The 16,717-nt window shown below is 66.3% G+C and carries 14 protein-coding genes and 2 tRNA genes; 8 read left to right on the top strand and 8 right to left on the bottom strand.

Annotated elements, in window-relative coordinates; translation table 11 throughout:
• Positions 1 to 63: 63 nt before the first annotated feature.
• The 3 genes from prmC to hemA all read right to left on the bottom strand — a co-directional run bounded on the left by prmC (position 64) and on the right by hemA (position 3,344).
• Positions 64 to 888 (bottom strand): peptide chain release factor N(5)-glutamine methyltransferase, encoded by an 825-nt coding sequence (gene prmC, locus BRO63_RS29540; protein WP_088143186.1) that lies wholly within the window; start codon positions 886 to 888, stop codon positions 64 to 66.
• Between the two features lie 8 nt (positions 889 to 896).
• On the bottom strand, positions 897 to 1,979 hold the full coding sequence (gene prfA, locus BRO63_RS29535) for a peptide chain release factor 1 (RefSeq protein WP_059378014.1): 1,083 nt from the start codon (positions 1,977 to 1,979) through the stop codon (positions 897 to 899).
• Positions 1,980 to 2,069: 90 nt separating this feature from the next.
• Positions 2,070 to 3,344 (bottom strand): glutamyl-tRNA reductase, encoded by a 1,275-nt coding sequence (gene hemA / locus BRO63_RS29530; protein ID WP_042796220.1) that lies wholly within the window; start codon positions 3,342 to 3,344, stop codon positions 2,070 to 2,072.
• 300 nt (positions 3,345 to 3,644) lie between these two features.
• On the opposite strand from hemA, the gene BRO63_RS29525 reads away from it, so the two are divergent.
• Positions 3,645 to 3,720 (top strand) — tRNA-Phe (locus BRO63_RS29525).
• Positions 3,721 to 3,815: 95 nt separating this feature from the next.
• Here BRO63_RS29525 and BRO63_RS29520 read toward each other — a convergent pair.
• On the bottom strand, positions 3,816 to 4,448 hold the full coding sequence (locus BRO63_RS29520) for an isochorismatase family protein (RefSeq protein ID WP_088143185.1): 633 nt from the start codon (positions 4,446 to 4,448) through the stop codon (positions 3,816 to 3,818).
• Positions 4,449 to 4,481: 33 nt separating this feature from the next.
• The gene (locus BRO63_RS29515) at positions 4,482 to 5,453 is read right to left on the bottom strand and encodes a Bug family tripartite tricarboxylate transporter substrate binding protein (protein WP_256943436.1); all 972 of its coding nucleotides are present in this window, start codon (positions 5,451 to 5,453) and stop codon (positions 4,482 to 4,484) included.
• A 154-nt stretch (positions 5,454 to 5,607) separates the two neighbouring features.
• On the opposite strand from BRO63_RS29515, the gene BRO63_RS29510 reads away from it, so the two are divergent.
• The 7 genes from BRO63_RS29510 to BRO63_RS29475 all read left to right on the top strand — a co-directional run bounded on the left by BRO63_RS29510 (position 5,608) and on the right by BRO63_RS29475 (position 14,911).
• On the top strand, positions 5,608 to 6,561 hold the full coding sequence (locus BRO63_RS29510) for a LysR substrate-binding domain-containing protein (RefSeq protein WP_088143183.1): 954 nt from the start codon (positions 5,608 to 5,610) through the stop codon (positions 6,559 to 6,561).
• Positions 6,562 to 6,591: 30 nt separating this feature from the next.
• Positions 6,592 to 9,087 (top strand): mechanosensitive ion channel family protein, encoded by a 2,496-nt coding sequence (locus tag BRO63_RS29505; RefSeq protein WP_088143182.1) that lies wholly within the window; start codon positions 6,592 to 6,594, stop codon positions 9,085 to 9,087.
• A 35-nt stretch (positions 9,088 to 9,122) separates the two neighbouring features.
• Positions 9,123 to 9,198 (top strand) — tRNA-Phe (locus BRO63_RS29500).
• A gap of 113 nt (positions 9,199 to 9,311) precedes the next feature.
• Positions 9,312 to 11,051, top strand: coding sequence for an ABC transporter ATP-binding protein (locus BRO63_RS29495; RefSeq protein WP_256943435.1), 1,740 nt, complete (start codon positions 9,312 to 9,314; stop codon positions 11,049 to 11,051).
• 40 nt (positions 11,052 to 11,091) lie between these two features.
• Positions 11,092 to 11,859: a hypothetical protein gene (locus BRO63_RS29490; RefSeq protein WP_088143180.1), complete on the top strand. Its 768-nt coding sequence runs from the start codon at positions 11,092 to 11,094 to the stop codon at positions 11,857 to 11,859.
• Between the two features lie 145 nt (positions 11,860 to 12,004).
• Positions 12,005 to 12,400 carry a hypothetical protein gene (locus BRO63_RS29485; protein WP_088143179.1) on the top strand — a complete coding sequence of 132 codons (396 nt, stop codon included), beginning with the start codon at positions 12,005 to 12,007 and terminating at the stop codon, positions 12,398 to 12,400.
• 126 nt (positions 12,401 to 12,526) lie between these two features.
• Complete coding sequence (locus tag BRO63_RS29475) at positions 12,527 to 14,911, top strand: copper-transporting P-type ATPase (RefSeq protein WP_256943434.1); 2,385 nt, start codon at positions 12,527 to 12,529, stop codon at positions 14,909 to 14,911.
• Positions 14,912 to 14,998: 87 nt separating this feature from the next.
• Here the strand turns inward: BRO63_RS29475 and BRO63_RS29470 are convergent, their stop codons facing one another.
• From BRO63_RS29470 to BRO63_RS29460, 3 genes are read right to left on the bottom strand one after another with little or no spacing between them, the layout of a single operon-like run.
• A complete protein-coding gene (locus BRO63_RS29470; RefSeq protein ID WP_088143176.1) occupies positions 14,999 to 15,703 on the bottom strand; it encodes an RNA polymerase sigma factor in 705 nt (234 codons plus the stop codon).
• A 21-nt stretch (positions 15,704 to 15,724) separates the two neighbouring features.
• Positions 15,725 to 16,099, bottom strand: a complete 375-nt coding sequence (locus tag BRO63_RS34090; RefSeq protein WP_256943433.1) for a cupredoxin domain-containing protein — start codon at positions 16,097 to 16,099, stop codon at positions 15,725 to 15,727.
• Positions 16,092 to 16,619: a DUF4142 domain-containing protein gene (locus tag BRO63_RS29460; RefSeq protein ID WP_088143175.1), complete on the bottom strand. Its 528-nt coding sequence runs from the start codon at positions 16,617 to 16,619 to the stop codon at positions 16,092 to 16,094. Before BRO63_RS29460 ends, BRO63_RS34090 begins: the two co-directional genes overlap by 8 nt.
• Between the last annotated feature and the right edge of the window lie 98 nt (positions 16,620 to 16,717).

The raw sequence follows: 16,717 nt of genomic DNA, 5'->3' as shown, positions 1-16,717 counted from the left end.
GCCAATTATAGGTACAGCAGGAAAATCCGCCCGGATACCCTGGGCGCCCCGCCGGGAATCCGGTCAGGCGGCCAGCCGCCCCCCGGAAATACGCTCGATGCCGGCCAGGTCCTGTCGGCTGTGCACGTCCTGGAATCCGGCCGCGGCCAGCAGGTCCCGCACGGCTTGCGCCTGGTCCCAGCCATGCTCCATCCACAGGGCGCCGCCCCGTTTCAGGTGGCGGCCGGCGCCCTGGACGATGCGGGCCAGGTCTTCCAGACCGCCCGCGCCGTCGGTCAGCGCCCCGCGCGGCTCGAAACGCACGTCGCCCTGATCCAGGTGCGGGTCGTCGCAAGCCACATAGGGCGGATTGGACACGACCAGGTCGAAACCCTCGCCTGCAGGCACGGCGTCATACCAGCTACCTTCGACCAGGCGCACGGAAGCGGCCAGGTCCCAGGCGTTGGCGGCGGCGACCGCCAACGCGGCGGCGCTGACGTCGGAGGCCATCACCCGCGCGTCGCGGCGCGCCAGCGCAATCGAAATGGCGATGGCGCCGCTGCCAGTGCCCAGGTCCAGCACGGCGGGCGCGGCCAGGCCGGCCAGGCATTCCAGCGCGGTCTCCACCAGCACCTCGGTGTCCGGGCGCGGAATCAGCACGTCCGGGGTCACGCGGAAGCGGTGGCCCATGAATTCGCGGTGGCCCACCAGATAGGCCATGGGCTCCCCGGCCAGGCGCCGCTGGGCCAAGGCCTCGTAGGCCGCGGCCGTTTCCGGCAGCAAAGGATCAGTATCGTGCGCGAGCAGCCAGGCGCGCGGCTTGGCCAGCACGTGCTCCAGCAGCATGCGCACCTCCAGGCGGGGCAGGCGCGTGTCGAGCAGCAGGCTTTTCAGCTGGGGCGGCGTCATGGCCGGGCTCAGATATCGTCGCCCAGCGCCGCCAGCTGCTCGGCCTGGTGTTCGGAGATCAGGGCGCCGGTCAGCTCTTCCAGATCGCCTTCCATGATCTGCTGCAGCTTGTACAGCGTCAGGTTGATGCGGTGATCCGTCACGCGGCCCTGCGGGAAGTTGTAGGTGCGGATGCGCTCGGAACGGTCGCCCGAGCCGATCAGGCTCTTGCGCTCGGCGGCTTCCTTGCTCTGCCGTTCGCGGGTTTCCTTGTCCTTGAGACGCGCGGCCAGCACCTGCATGGCCTTGTCCTTGTTGCGGTGCTGGGAACGGTCGTCCTGGCATTCCACCACCAGCCCGGTCGGCAGGTGGGTGATGCGCACCGCCGAATCGGTCTTGTTGATGTGCTGGCCGCCCGCGCCGCTGGCGCGAAAGGTGTCGATGCGCAGATCGTTGGGGTTGATGACGATTTCCGACATCTCGTCCGCCTCGGCCATGATGGCCACCGTGCAGGCCGAGGTATGGATGCGGCCCTGCGCCTCGGTGGCGGGCACGCGCTGCACGCGGTGCGCGCCGGATTCGAACTTGAGGCGGCCATAGGCGCCGTCGCCGTCGATGCGCGCGATCACTTCCTTGTAGCCGCCCAGCTCGGATGCACTCTCCGACATCAGCTCCACGCGCCAGCCGCGCTGTTCCGCGTAGCGCGTGTACATGCGCAGCAGGTCGCCCGAGAACAGCGCGCTTTCGTCGCCGCCCGTGCCGGCACGGATTTCCAGGAACACGCTGCGTCCGTCGTTGGGGTCGCGCGGCAGCAGCAACAGCTGAAGCGCGCCTTCCAGTTCCTCGAGCTTGACGCGGCCGGACTTGATCTCGTCCTCGGCCATGGATTTCAGGTCCGGGTCGGACAGCATTTCCTGGGCCGCGGCCAGATCATCCTCGGTGCGGGCGAAGGCCGTGAACGCCTCGACCACGGGTTCCAGCTCCGCGCGTTCGCGCGAAAGCTTGCGGAAACGGTCCATGTCGGACGCGGTTTCCGGTTCGGCGAGCAGCGCGTCGACCTCGATCAGGCGGTGACACAGATGCTCCAGCCGGCTGCGCATGGAAGATTTCATGGGGAATGACCAAAAAGAAAAGCGGGAAAGCGGATAGCGGGCGCCCAAAAGACGAACGCCCGCCAGAAGGCGGGACGTGGGGCAGAGTCGCTAACGGCGGGAGTCGCGGCCGGGGAACAGGCGCGGCATCCAGGCAAGCAGCTGCTTGCGGTCGTCGCCCTCGCTGCGGTTCAGGGCCGCCAGCGGGCCGTGCAGGTACTTCTGCGTCAGGCCGTGGGCCAGTTGTTCCAGCACGGCTTCCGGCGATTCGCCCCGCGCCAGCAGGCGGCGGGCGCGCTCCAGCTCGGCGCTGCGCACGTCTTCGGCGGCCTGATGCAGGTCGCGGATGACGGGCACCACTTCGCGGGACTGCATCCAGTGCATGAAGCCCTGGACGCGGGTTTCGATGATGGCTTCGGCCTGCACCACAGCCGCGCGGCGCGCGTCGGTGCCGGTCTGCACCAGCCGGCCCAGGTCGTCCACCGAATACAGGTAGACGTCGTCCAGGCGGCCGACCTCGGGTTCGATGTCGCGCGGCACGGCCAGGTCGATCATGACCATGGGACGGTGGCGGCGCAGGCGCGTGGCCCGTTCCACCATCCCCAAACCGAGGATGGGCAGGGAGCTTGCCGTACAGGAAACGATGACGTCGAACTCGGACAGGCGGTCCGTCAGGTCCGACAGCTTCATGGTGCTGGCGGCAAAGCGGTTGGCCAGGACCTCGGCGCGTTCGGCCGTGCGGTTGGCCACCACCATGCTGCGCGGACGCTGCGCGGCAAAGTGCGTGGCGCACAATTCGATCATTTCGCCCGCGCCGATGAACAGCGTGCGGGCCTGGTCCAGGTTGCCGAACACGCGCTCGGCCAGGCGCACCGCGGCGGCAGCCATGGACACCGACTGCGCGCCGATGGCGGTCTGCGACCGGACTTCCTTGGCCACCGAGAAGGTGCGCTGGAACATCTGGTGCAACAAGGTGCCCAGCGACCCGGCCTCGCCGGCGGCGCGCACGGCATCCTTCATCTGGCCCACGATCTGGGTTTCGCCCAGCACCATGGAGTCCAGGCCGCTGGCCACGCGGAAGGCGTGGCGCACGGCGTCGTCCTGGTGATGGCGGTAGAGATGCGGGCGCAGCGTGCCGGCGTCCAGGCGGTTGTAGTCAGCCAGCCAGGCGGGCAGCTGATCGGCCACGTGGCCGTCGGCGGCGCAATAGATCTCGGTGCGGTTACAGGTGGACAGGATGGCGGCTTCGCGGACCGAGCCGCCGAACGCCGAGCGCAGGCCTTCCAGCGCGGGCTTCACCAGATCGACGGGCATGGAAACGCGTTCGCGGACCGAAACCGGCGCGGACGTGTGATTCAGACCGAAGGCAAGGACAGCTACCGACATGTGGGAAGGATGGCCGGGCCATCCGCGCGTAAGCGTTAAGTACTGCCACTAAGAACGAGGCGCCGCACCGGGATATACAAACCTGGCTGCAGCGTCAGACCGCTAATCATTATACCCCTGCGGGTTATCCCCAGGCCATTTCGCCCCCTGGCCGCGACCTTGGGTCGCACCTTTCGTGCCGTCCGCCCAACAATTTGCCCATGATTCATGCGGCGGCCCAGCCGGGAAACGAAATATCCAGGGATTTTCGCCCCCGACTGGCACAAGCCTAAAAAATTGTGTATAGTTGCGGACTTCGTTGGCCTGGTAGCTCAGTCGGTAGAGCAGAGGATTGAAAATCCTTGTGTCGGTGGTTCGATTCCGCCCCAGGCCACCAAAAGATTCAAGCAACGAGCCCCGCCTTGGCGGGGCTTTTTGTTTTTGTCGCCGATATCGTTCCGCCGCCTGGCGCTCCGGCGGCAATCCGAACCGCTACGCCACCCACTGTGTGCGGATGAATTCGAGCGCGTCCCGCTTGGACACCACATCCCCGTACTTGCTGTCGATATCGAAGAGATTGGCCTCGTGCGGATCCGGATGGCGGTCCCCTACCCCCTCCCGCACCACGATCACGTTCAAGCCATACTGCACGCCATCCACCGCCGTCGCACGCACGCAGCCGCTCGTGGAGCAGCCCAGCACGATCAGGGTGTCGACCCTGGCAGCCATCAGCGTGCTGGCCAGGCTGGTGCCGAAAAAGCTGCTGGCGTACTGCTTATGCAGGACGATCTCACCGGGCAGGGGTTCCACGCCGCCACAGAACTCGTTGTAGGGCGCGTGTTGGAACAGTTCAAGAATGGGCGACTTGCGATACCAGGCGCCGGCGTCGGCCAGCGTGCCGGACTGGTGCGTGATCATGGTGTGGATGACCATCATGCCGGCATCGCGCGCCGCGCGCAGGATTTCCGCGCCATGCGCCACGGCGTCCACGACGCCCGCGCCAAACATGGGCGATTCTTCGCGCGTGTAGGCTTGCACGAAGTCGACGAGCAGCAGCGCCGCCTTGTCGCCAAAGCCGACTCGATGCCCCCACACGCCCTTGTAGTTTTCCGCTGCGCTGCTCATGCAAAACTCCAAAACAGAAGGATTTGGCCGCCGTCACTCCACGCGGGCGCCGGTCTGCTCGATGATTCCGGACCAGGTCTTCAGGTCCGTGTCGATCAGCTCGGAGAACTGAGCGGGAGTTGCCTTCCCGGCTTCCGCGCCCTGGGCCTTCAAGCTGGCTTGAAACGACTTGTCCGCAAGTACGTCCGAGGTCTCGCGCCGCAGCGTTGCGACGACATCAGCCGGGGTCCCGGCCGGGGCGAACAGGCCATACCAGGACATGGCGGCGACGCCAGGCACGGTCTCCGCAATGGTCGGCACGTCCGGCAGCAACGATGACCGCTCGGACGACGCAACCGCGATCAGGCGCAGCTTGCCGGCATGGACGAAAGACATGACGCTGGGCCAGCTCGTGAAAGTCACCGACACCCGGCCAGACACCATGTCCGTATTGGCGGCAGACGCCCCCTTGTAGGGGATATGCAGCATGTCGACGCCTGCCGCCCGCTTGAACATTTCGCCGAGCAGGTGATCGAGCGTGCCGTTGCCCGCGGACGCCATGTGCAGTTGGCCCGGCTTGCTTTTCGCCAACGCAATCAGGTCCTGCACGGTCTTTACCGGCAGCTCAGGATTGACGATCAAGACGTACGGAGCCGTCGCCACCAGGCCGATGGGCTCGAAGTCCTTCCTGGGGTCGAATGGCACGCTCTTGTAGACGAACGGGCTGATGGTATAGCTGCTGCCCACGGTCAGCAGCAGGTTGTATCCGTCCTGGCTGCCGCGCGCCGATACGCCGATGCCGATATTGCCGCCCGCGCCCGCCCGGTTCTCCACCACGAAGGCCTGGTGCAGGCGCTCGCCGATTTTCTGGGCGAAGGGCCGGGCAACCGCGTCGTTGGCCCCTCCTGGTCCATGCGGAACAATGACCGTGACGGCCTTGGCCGGATAGCCCTGCGCATGGACGGCGCCAGACTGGGTAATGGCCAGGGCACAACTCAGCGCAAAGAAACTTAGTGTCTTTTTCATCTTGACCCATTCGTTCGAGTTGAAGTGGAACTTCCATGCTGCGACTGAAACAACCAGGTTGAAGGGAATTTTCGGCATCGGAATCAATATCGTCCAATACGAATTAAGGAATCATCTATAGTGCTTCCAAATAGATTGGACGGAACGCCCAGCCATGGACTTGCGGCAGCTTCGGTACTTTGCGGCGATTGCGGAAGAACAGAGCTTCACGAAAGCGGCCCAGAAGCTGCACATTTCGCAACCGCCGCTCAGCCAGCAACTCAGCAACCTCGAGGACGACCTCGGCGTGCGTCTTTTCATACGCACCAGCAGAAGCGTCCAGCTCAGTGAAGCGGGCAGCGTGCTGCTGCCCCATGTCCACGCCGTGCTGGATCGCCTGGACGAAGCCAGGCTCCAGGTACAGCGCGTGGCGCAGGGCCTGGAAGGGTGCGTGACGCTGGGCTTGACCGGGTCGCACTTCCTCGGCACGTTGCCGCAGTTCATACGCGAGTTCCGGCAGGAGCGGCCGCGGGTGGACGTGGCCTTGAAGGAAATGCCGCCCGTCGATCAGCTGACAGGGCTGCAGGACAGGCGCCTGGACCTGTGCCTCTCGCGAGGCATTCCTGCCGATCCAGCGTTCTCCGCCGAGCTGCTGTGGCACGATTCGTCGGTCGTGGTGCTACCGCCCGGCCATCCGCTGTCGCATCGCAAACGGCTACGCCTGCACGAATTGAAGAACGAGGATTTCGTCTTCTTCCGCCTGGGATCGTCCATCTTTGCCGACTCGGTGTACCAGGCCTGCCTGTTTTCGCGCTTCGAGCCGAAGATCGTCCAACAGGTGGTGGAAGTGCCCGCCGTGGTCAATCTGGTGGCGGCAGGGCTCGGCGTCTCCATCGTTCCCGAATCGATTGCGCGCCTGCGAGCCGATGCCGTCGCGATCTGCGAACTGAACCATGAAAAAGACATGCCGCGGATCTCATCCAGCGTCTATCTGATGCGCCGCTGCGACGAGGACCGCCAGGTTGTGCTGGGATTCGCCGCCGCGCTCAGCCTATGGGCCAGGGATTCGATGCCCGCGCCTCTTTCCCTGGCACGCCTTCCGCGATATCGTAAGACGCCCTCTCCGTAGCCCGCCGCATCCATCCACCGGAGCCGCGACATGCGCGCCCAAGCAACAGCAAGAGCAAAAGCGCTTTTCGGTCTGATTGCACTGCTGGCCAGCCTGCTCGGCCCCGCCTACGCCCAGGGCGCCGCGATGGCGCCGGCCTCCCCCGCCCCGGCTTCCACGCAAGCCCATGCGATCCTGGTGGCGGAAATTCCGCTGCGCGCGGACACCGATCACCGCTATGCCGAAAACGTCATGGAACGCATTGCGGGAGCCGACCCCACCGACTCGCTGGCGCCGCGCCTGGAATCGATTTCCCGGTCCGTCGACGAAAAGCTCCAGCAATTCCAGCCCACCCAGTTGCGCACCCTGCCCATCATGCGGCTGGAAAGCCTGGAGCGGCACTGGATGTTCGACGCGCGCCGCTTCATGGACTGGCAGGAAGACATGCGCCAGGCGACTGCCGCCTATGCCAGCGACGCCGCCGAGTTGGCGCGCCGCCGCGAGGCATGGCAGGCCCTCAAGATCGCGCCTGGCGCCGCCGACCTGCCGCCCGCCCTGACAGGCCGGATCGATTCCGTCATTGCCCAACTGACGCGGGCCGAACAGGCCCTCTCCGTACCGCTGGGCCGCCAGATCGCGCTGGGCCAGCGCGCCAACTCCGTCGAGGAACGCATCCAGGCCGGGCAGCGCTCGGTCGCCGGCGCCATCAGCTACATCGACGCCCGCCTGCTCGAGCTGGATGCGCCACCGCTATGGGCCGCGACCTTCACGCCCACCGCGCGCAGCGATGCGATGGCCTATCTGCGCACCGGCCTGGACATGGAACTGCGCTTCGCCCGCCAATACGCAGCGGCCGATACCGGCAACCAACTCGCCCTGCACGTGCTGCAAGTGGTGCTGCTGCCGCTGCTGCTCTGGCTGGCCTGGCACAGCCGCCACGCGATCCGGGCTGGCGAAATGAGCCAGACTGCCGCGCGGGTGCTGGGACGCCCGCTGTCAGCCTGGCTGCTGCTGGCCATGATGGGCGTGCAACTGCTGGAGTCAGACGCGCCGCTGATCGTGCTGCAGATCGCGCTGCTATTGGCGGTCGTCCCCGTGCTACGCCTGCTGCCGCCGACCGCGCGCGAGCAGCTCGACCTGTGGCCCTACGCCATCACCGGGCTGTACCTGGCCGAGCGGCTGGGCGTTTTCTTCCTGGCCAGCGAAACGCTGTACCGGCTGCACAATCTCGTCATCACCCTGCTGGCCCTGGCCACGGCGCTGTGGCTGCATGCCCGCGCCAAACGCCGCGGCGCCATCCAGGCGCCCGGCCGGCTGCACCAGGCCGTGCGTATCGGCGCGTGGGCCGCGGTGGCGCTGCTGACCGTTGCCGGCATCGCCAACCTCGTCGGCAACCTGTCGATGGCGGAAATGCTGACCAGCGCCGTCATCAGCAGCGGCTACTTCGGCCTGATGCTCTACGCCGGGGTCACCATCATCGTCACCCTGCTGCAACTGATGCTGGCCCGGCCCGGCGTGTCGCGCTTTCGCATCGCGCGCGAACACGCCCCGCCCCTGGTGCAGCTGCTGATCCGGCTGGTGATGGCCAGCGCCGTCGTGGGTTGGACCCTCTACACGATGGACCGCTTCCGCATCCTGCGCGCCAGCTACGCCTTCACCACGAAGGTGCTTTCGTACACCCTGGCGCTCGGCGACATCACCATCAGCCTGGGCAACATCCTCGTGTTCGCGATCTCGGTGCTGATCGCCTTCTGGGCCGCGCGCGCGATCCGCCTGGTGCTGCACGACGAAGTGCTGGCCCGCATGCCGCTGCCGCGCGGCGTGGGTAACAGCATTGCCTCGCTGACCTACTACTCGGTGCTGCTGCTGGGCCTGGCGGTGGCGCTGTCGGCCGCCGGCGTCAGGACCAGCCAATTGGCCCTGGTGCTGGGCGCCCTGGGCGTGGGCATCGGCTTCGGCCTGCAGAACGTGGTCAACAACTTCGTGTCGGGCCTGATCCTGATGTTCGAGCGCCCGATCCAGCCTGGCGACGTGGTGGAAATCGGCGAAACCTCCGGACAGGTGCGCGAGATCGGCATGCGCGCCACCCGCATCAGGACCTTCGAAGGCGCTGACGTGGTGGTCCCCAACGGCACCCTGCTGTCGGAAAAACTGACCAACTGGACCATGCTGGACCGCAACCGCCGCATCGAGATCAACGTCGGCCTGGCCTACGGCACGGATCCCGCGCAAGCCATCGAACTGCTGGGCTCGGTGGCGCGCGGCACCCTGGGCGTCTCCACCCAGCCGGCGCCGATCGCGCTCTTCATGGGATTTGGCGCCAGCACCCTGGATTTCAGTATCCGCGCCTGGACGCCGGACTTCGACCAGTGGATGTCCATCCGCAGCGACATGCTGTCGCGCATGTACGAGGCGCTGACGCAGGCCGGCATCGAGATCCCCTATCCGCAGACCGATCTGCACCTGCGCAGCATTTCCCCGGAAGCCGGCGCCGTCCTCGCGCAAGCCCGCCGCGCCGCGCCGGATGGCGGGCCGCCGCCCACGTGACGCGGATATTGTGTATAGTGGCGGACTTTCGCGTTGGCCTGGTAGCTCAGTCGGTAGAGCAGAGGATTGAAAATCCTTGTGTCGGTGGTTCGATTCCGCCCCAGGCCACCAATGAATTCAAGCACTTGGCCCCGCCTTTGGCGGGGCTTTTTGCTTTGCAGCGCGGCGGCGTTTGTCGGATAGCATAGTCATGCCGTGCCATTCCTGACTTCCCCCTCCACGCGATGAAGCCTGATTCTTCTTCCCCCTCTTCCTCCATCGGCATGGGCCGCGCGGCGCTCGTGCTGTATCGCGCGCTCTGGCACTACGCCGACGGCGCGCGGCGGCAGTTGGTGGGCGCCATCGCGCTGCTGTCGGGCGCGCAACTGGTCAAGCTGACCCTGCCCTGGCTGGCCTCGCACGCCATCAATGCCTTGCAGCAGAACGACATGCCCACGGCCGGCCTGTGGATCCTGTTCCTGGTCGGCAGCTACATGATGTCCTGGGTGTTCCACGGACCGGGGCGCGTCCTGGAAGGCAACGTGGGCGTGCATGTCCGCGAACGGCAGGCCGACGATCTCTATGCCCGCATCGCCGCCGCCCCGCTGACCTGGCGCGACGGCCGGCATTCCGGCGACCTGCAACACCGCGTGCTGCAATCCAGCCGCGCCTTGTCGACGTTCGCCCGCAGCATGTATGGCTACCTGCACAGCGCCTTGAATTTCATCGGCCCGCTGGTGGCCTTGACCTTGTTATCCCACGTCAGCGGCATCATCGCCGTAAGCGGGTACCTGATCATCGCCCTGGTCACCTTGCGCTTTGACCTCGCGCTAATGCGGCTGGCCCGTTCCGAAAACGACCAGGAACGCCGCTACGTCGCGGCGCTGCTCGACTTCGTCAGCAATGCCGGCACCGTGATCGGCCTGCGGCTGCAAGCCGCCTCGCGCAAGATCCTGGGCCGCCGCCTGGAAGCAGTGATGAGGCCCTTGCGCCGCGCCCTATGGGTCAACGAAGTGAAGTGGTGCGTGGTGGACCTGGCGGGCATGTGCCTCACCTGGATCCTCGTGGTGGAGTACGTACTGCGGCATCGCGAGCCTGGGCAGGCGTTGTTGTTGGGCACCATCTTCATGATCTACCAATACGCCCAGCAGGCCGCGTCCGTGGTCAGCGCCATCGCCTCCAACTTCCAGAGCTTCGCGCGCATGCACACCGATTACAGCAGCGCCGAACCCATCTGGCAGGCCCCGGGCAACCCCAATGCCGCCGTCCCCGCGGTCCAAGCCGACGCGCCGTGGCAGACCTTGGAACTGCGCGGCGCCACCTGGCGCTATTCGGACGAAGGACGCGGCGGCCTGCATGGCGTCGACCTGGTGCTGCGCCGCGGCTCGCGCGTCGCGCTGATCGGCGCCAGCGGCGGCGGCAAGAGCACGCTGCTGCGCACCCTTGCCGGACTCTATCCGCCGCAGCAAGGCGAACTGCTGCGCGACGGCAAGCCGGTGGAATGGGCCGAACTGCGCACGCTGGCCACGCTGATTCCGCAAGAAGCCGAAGTCTTCGAAGCCAGCGTGCAGGAGAACCTCACCTTCGGCGAACCTGCCGATGCGGCGGCGCTGCAAGCCGCCGTGCATACCGGCGTGTTCGACGAAGTCCTGCAACGCATGCCCGAAGGCCTGGCCAGTCCTATGAACGAAAGGGGCAGCAACCTGTCCGGCGGACAACGCCAACGCCTGGCCCTGTCGCGCGGGGCGCTGGCCGCGCACGGCAGTTCCCTGCTGCTGCTGGACGAGCCCACCAGCGCGCTCGACCCGCAGGCCGAAGGCCGGGTGTTCGACCGCATGTACGCCGCGTTTCCCACGGCTTGCATCGTGGCCTCGGTGCACCGGCCCAGCCTGCTCAGCCGCTTCGACACCATCGTGGTGATGGAAGCCGGACGCGTGGTGGATGCGGGTCCGCGCGACGAAGTGCTGGCCCGGCATCAGCCTTGATGGGCGACGCCGGCCACCCAGACCAATCCACTCGCCATCCATGACACAGCCGCCCACTCTCCCTGCCGCGCAGCGCCCTCCCCACCGAAAGCGGACCAGCCTGCTCGTCTACGTCTGCCTGATCATCAGCCTGGTGTTTGTCTACCTGGGCACGAAAATGATTCGGGACGGCGCCGACGCAGGCATTCCCGTCACGCTGTTCTTCGGCATCTGCGCCGCGACCGGCGTCCTGCAGATATGGCCACAATTGCTGCAGCGCGACTCGCGCTCGGCCGCAACGATGCTGGCGCGGTATCCAGGCCCCCTCGAGCTCAAGGCAGCGAAAGGCAAGCTGCTGGTGTTCTCCCTGCTGTCGGCGGGCTTCGGCGGCGTGATCCTGTGGATGCTGCTGCACGAATCGCTGCCGCCGCTGAAGCAATTGATCCTGTGGCCAGGCGCCGCGTTCTTTCTGTTCGGCGCGGTCATGCTGCTGGTGCGCGCCTCCAAGGACGACACCGGCCTGCGCCTGGGCCGCGATGGCTTCGAAACACAACAGGTATGGAACGGCAGGACGATACGCTGGCAAGACACCAGCGAGTTCACCGTGGTCAGCGTCAGCCGCGCGGTGCCCAAGCTCATTGTTTTCGACGATGCGGCGGTCGAACGCAGCGGCACTGCGGGGCTCAACAGGCATGTCGTCGGGCGTAATTCCAGCTTGGGCGAAACGTATGGACTGACCCACGAGGCGTTGGCTGATTTGCTCAACGCGTGGCGCAAGCGGGCGCTGGAGCAGGATGCGATTTTCACGCGGTGGCCTGACAACGCATAAAGCTATCAGACCAGCACATTGTGTCGGAGTGCACCCACCCGCCCCTGCAACATTACAAAAAAGTAATCCCCACGTAACCTCCCCGCCCCCGTCAGCCCCCCACACTGGACTCCATGCACTTCCAGACCACAGAAAGGAGCTGACCATGAAGACCCTGACCACCTTGTTCAGCGCGTGCGCGTTGAGCCTGGGATTGATCGGCGCGGCCCACGCGCAGGCGGGGAGCGGCGACCATGCCACGCATCATCCCGCGCCGGCGGCGGCGGGCGAATCGGCCCCGAAGCCGCGGATGGCGCCGGGCGCCGGCATGATGGAGAACATGGAAGCGCACATGCGGGCCATGAACGGCATGCACCAGAAGATGGCAGCAGCCCGGACGCCTGAAGAGCGCCAGGCCCTGATGGCCGACCACATGAAGTCCATGCCCGCCAATGGCGCCGACATGCAAGGCTGCCGCCAGATGATGGGATCGATGATGACCCCCACGGGCGATGCGCCCTCGGCGGCGGATCCCGCGACTTCCTCGGCGGCCCAAGGCTGACGCCATGAGTCATCGCTGCGGCTAGCTCCGCTGCGATGACACTGCGGCCAGCTGTTGAGCCGCAAACGCCCCGCCTGGGCATAATAGGCGCACGAAGGATCACACCGGCACTCGAAAGGGATGGGTATGAATCACTCTCGTCACGGCGACGCGGCATCCAAGGACGGCACGCTCTACGTGTGCCCCATGCACCCGGAAATCCGCCAGGACCATCCGGGCCGCTGCCCGAAGTGCCAGATGCATCTGGTGCCGCAGGGACAGGCAGAGGATCAGGCCGCGCCCGCACACGGCGGCCATGATGCACGCCAGCACCAGCATCACCCTCACGGCCACGATCGCGGCAACCGCGACGCTGCTCACGACGGCGCCTCCGTGTTGCCAGCCGCGCCCGCCGACGGCCTCACCGATGTCCCCGCCGGCACGATCTACACCTGCCCCATGCATCCCGAGATCCGCCAGGATCACCCCGGGAACTGCCCCAAGTGCGGCATGACGCTGGAACCGCTCATCCCCCTGGACGAGGAAGACAACACCGAACTGCAGGATTTCCAACGCCGCTTCTGGTGGACGCTGCCCTTGACCCTCATCGTGGCCGTGATGGCCATGTTCGGCCATCGCCTGGGCTGGTTCGACATGGCGACCCAGAGCTGGCTGGAGCTGGCGCTGTCCTTGCCGGTGGTGTTCTGGACGGGCTGGCCGTTCTTCGTGCGCGGCTGGCAATCCCTTGTGCATCGCAGCCCGAACATGTGGACCTTGATCAGCCTGGGCACGGCGGCGGCGTTCATCTACAGCGTGGTCGCCACGCTGGCGCCGGGCGTGTTCCCGGATTCCTTTGTGTCGATGGGACGCGTGGCGGTGTACTTCGAGGCCGCCGTGGTCATCATTTCGCTGACCATGCTGGGGCAGATCCTGGAGCTGAAGGCGCGTTCGCAGACGTCCGCCGCGATCAAGGCCCTGCTCGGGCTGGCACCCAAGACGGCGCGGCGCATCAACGCCGACGGCAGCGAGGAAGACGTGCCGCTGAACCACGTGCACGTGGGCGACCTGCTGCGCGTGCGCCCCGGCGAGAAGATTCCGGTGGACGGCGCCGTCACCGAGGGCCGCAGCGCCGTGGACGAATCCATGCTGACGGGGGAGCCCGTGCCCGTCAGCAAGCGTGAAGGCGACAAGCTGATCGGCGCCACGCTCAACACCAGCGGCACCCTGGTGATGCGGTCAGAAAAGGTCGGTGCGGCCACGATGCTGGCGCAGATCGTGCAGATGGTCGCCAACGCCCAGCGCTCCAAGGCGCCCATGCAGCGCATGGCGGACGTGGTGGCGGGCAAGTTCGTCATCGCCGTGGTGCTGGTGGCGATCTCCACGCTACTGGTGTGGGGCTTTTTCGGGCCGGAGCCCAGCTGGGTGTACGGCCTGATCAACGCCGTCGCGGTGCTCATCATCGCCTGCCCCTGCGCGCTGGGGCTGGCCACGCCCATGTCGGTCATGGTGGCCACTGGCCGCGCCGCGGCGCAGGGCGTGCTGTTCCGCGACGCCGGCGCAATCGAAAAAATGCGCGAGGTGGACACGCTGATCGTGGACAAGACCGGCACCCTGACTGAGGGCAAGCCGGCCTTCGACACCGCGATCGCGGCGCCCGGGTACACGCCCGACGAAGTGCTGCGCCTGGCGGCCAGCCTGGACCAGGGCAGCGAGCATCCGCTGGCCGACGCCATCGTCAGCGCGGCGCGCGCCCAGGGCCTGGCGCTTGCCAAGGCCGAGGACTTCGATTCGGGCAGCGGCATCGGCGTGCGCGGCACCGTGGAAGGCAAGCGCCTGGCGCTGGGCAACACTGCCCTGATGGAACTGGAAGGCGTGCAGGTCGACGCGCTGCGTGCCGACGGCGAACGCCTGCGCGGCGAAGGCGCCAGCATCATGCACCTGGCCGTGGACGGCCAGTTCGCCGGCATCCTGGCCGTGACCGACCCGATCAAGCCCAGCACGCACGAAGCCATCCAGAACCTGCACGACAACGGCCTGCGCATCGTGATGGCGACAGGCGACGGCCTGACCACCGCCCGCGCCGTCGGCGCCGCGCTGCGCATCGACGAGGTGCATGGCGAGGTCAAGCCGGCCGACAAGCTGGCGCTGGTGGAAAAGCTGCAAAAGGACGGTCATGTGGTGGCGATGGCGGGCGACGGCATCAACGACGCGCCCGCATTGGCGCGCGCCGACGTGGGCGTGGCCATGGGCACGGGCACCGACGTGGCCATGAACAGCGGCCAGGTGACACTGGTCAAGGGCGACCTGCGCGGCATCGCCGCCTCGCGCCAGATCTCGATCGACACCGTGCGCAACATGCGGCAGAACCTGATGTTCGCCTTTGTCTATAACGGCATCGGCGTGCCGATAGCGGCGGGCGTCCTGTATCCGTTCACGGGTTGGCTGCTGTCGCCGATGATTGCGGCGCTGGCGATGAGTTTGAGTTCGGCTTCGGTGATTTTCAATGCATTGAGGTTGCGGGGCGAAAAATAGGCGCCCCATACTGCATGGAAATCTCTTTACTTGGAGCCGTACGTCCGCGCGTACGTGATGTTCCAATAAGTCGGTACTTATCAAAATTTACCGATGTTTTGGAACACGTTCCTTCCCGCCCAACCGCGCCAGCGTCCTCTCCACCACCCTGTCGCAATCATCCCCATCGAACTCGAACAAGCTCTTCTCCACCACCCCGACATCCCGCGACAGCGCCTCGCGCAGCAAGGCATTGGCGCGGAAGTGGCGGCTGCGGACGGTGGCCTCGGGGATACCCAGGCAATGCGCCGTTTCCTCGACGGACAGTTCCTCGACCGAGCGCAATACGAACACGGTCCGGAACGAGACCGGCAAGGCATCCAGCCGCGCTTCCAGCAGGCCCCGGAGTTCGGCGCGGGCGGCGGCGTGATAAGGCGGGTTGAAGTCGTTGATGGTCATCGCATCAACCTCATTCTCTATGTCGTCGGCGATGGGGAACAGCGCTACGCGGCGGCTGTGCTTGCGCAGCCGGCCGTAGCATTCGTTGAGCAGGAGCCGCGACAGCCAGGTGAACAGCGTCGATTCACCGCGAAACCTGTCCATGCTTCGATAGGCCGCGAGGTAGGCTTCCTGCAGCGCATCCTCGGCATCGGCATCGTTGCGCAAAGTGGCCCGCGCCAGGCGGTAGAGCCGCCGGTTGTGCCGCCGCATCATCAATTCGAACGCGGCCTGTTCGCCCGCCGCGATGCGGCGCGCGAGCGCCAGGTCGTCATCCTCGGCCGGCGTTGCCGCCAGCGCCGCAAGTGCAGTCATAGGTCGGACCTCCGCCATGCGTCATTGCGCGTTCAAGGTGCCCTGCATCGTCGGATGGAACAGGCAGACATAGGCGCTGCTGCCCTCCTCCCGCACAGTGTAGGTCCAGGAGGCGCCGGCGGCGATCACCCCTGAGTCGAACGCCCTGGAAACGGCGGTGGCGGTGTGCGGGACCAGGTCCTTGTTGATCCAGGTCACCTTGTCGCCCCGCTTGACGGCCAGCTCGGCGGGCGTGAACTGCATCCCTTCGATGGTCACCACGTGTTCGGCCAGCTGGGTGCCAGGCGGGTTCTGTTGGGCGGCGGCCGACCCGCCCGACAGCAACAGGCTCAAGGCCAGCGCAACCAGGCTTGCGCGTCCTGACCCGCGCGCTCCGGGGGTCGTTCTTTCAGCCACCGTTGAGCCTCTTTTGCAGGGATTTGGCATGCTCCAGATGCGCGATGAACGCGGGCCGCACCTTGACCAGCAGCGCCTTCAACTCCGCGTTGTGCGCGCCCGGAATCAGGGTCGTGTCCAACGCCTGGATCACGGCCTCGTGATAGGCCACTTCGTGATCCACGTAAGCCTTGTCGAAGGCGGCGCCGCTCATGCCCTTGAGCGCGGCGAGGTTCTTGTCGCCGCCTTGCTGCAGGCTGTCGCTGGTCGGGTTCGGCTCAGGCGTGACCTTGAGCTTCTGCACCAGTTCGCCGGCCGACTTGTTGACGGCGGCATGGTCGGTCACCATCAGCGTGGCGAACTCGCGCACTTCCTTGTTGCCGGTCCTGTCCTGCGCCAGCTTGCCGGCGTCGATGTCGACCTGGTTGGCGACCACGACGATGGCCGCGATCTGCGGATCCGTCGGCCCGTTGCCGTGGGCAAACACCCCGCAGCTCACCAAGGCCAACGCATAGAACCATCTTGCTTGAATCGCTTTCATCTCATCCCCCCGGAACCATGGACGCAGGCGCGGCCGGAATGGCCAGGAATCTTGCCTGCATATGGGGTTGGATGTCGCGAAAACGCGCCGCGTTCCGG

The organism is Achromobacter xylosoxidans (genome assembly GCF_002192695.1).
Lineage (GTDB): Bacteria > Pseudomonadota > Gammaproteobacteria > Burkholderiales > Burkholderiaceae_B > Achromobacter > Achromobacter xylosoxidans_C.
This window is presented reverse-complemented; position numbering and strand designations above follow the sequence as displayed.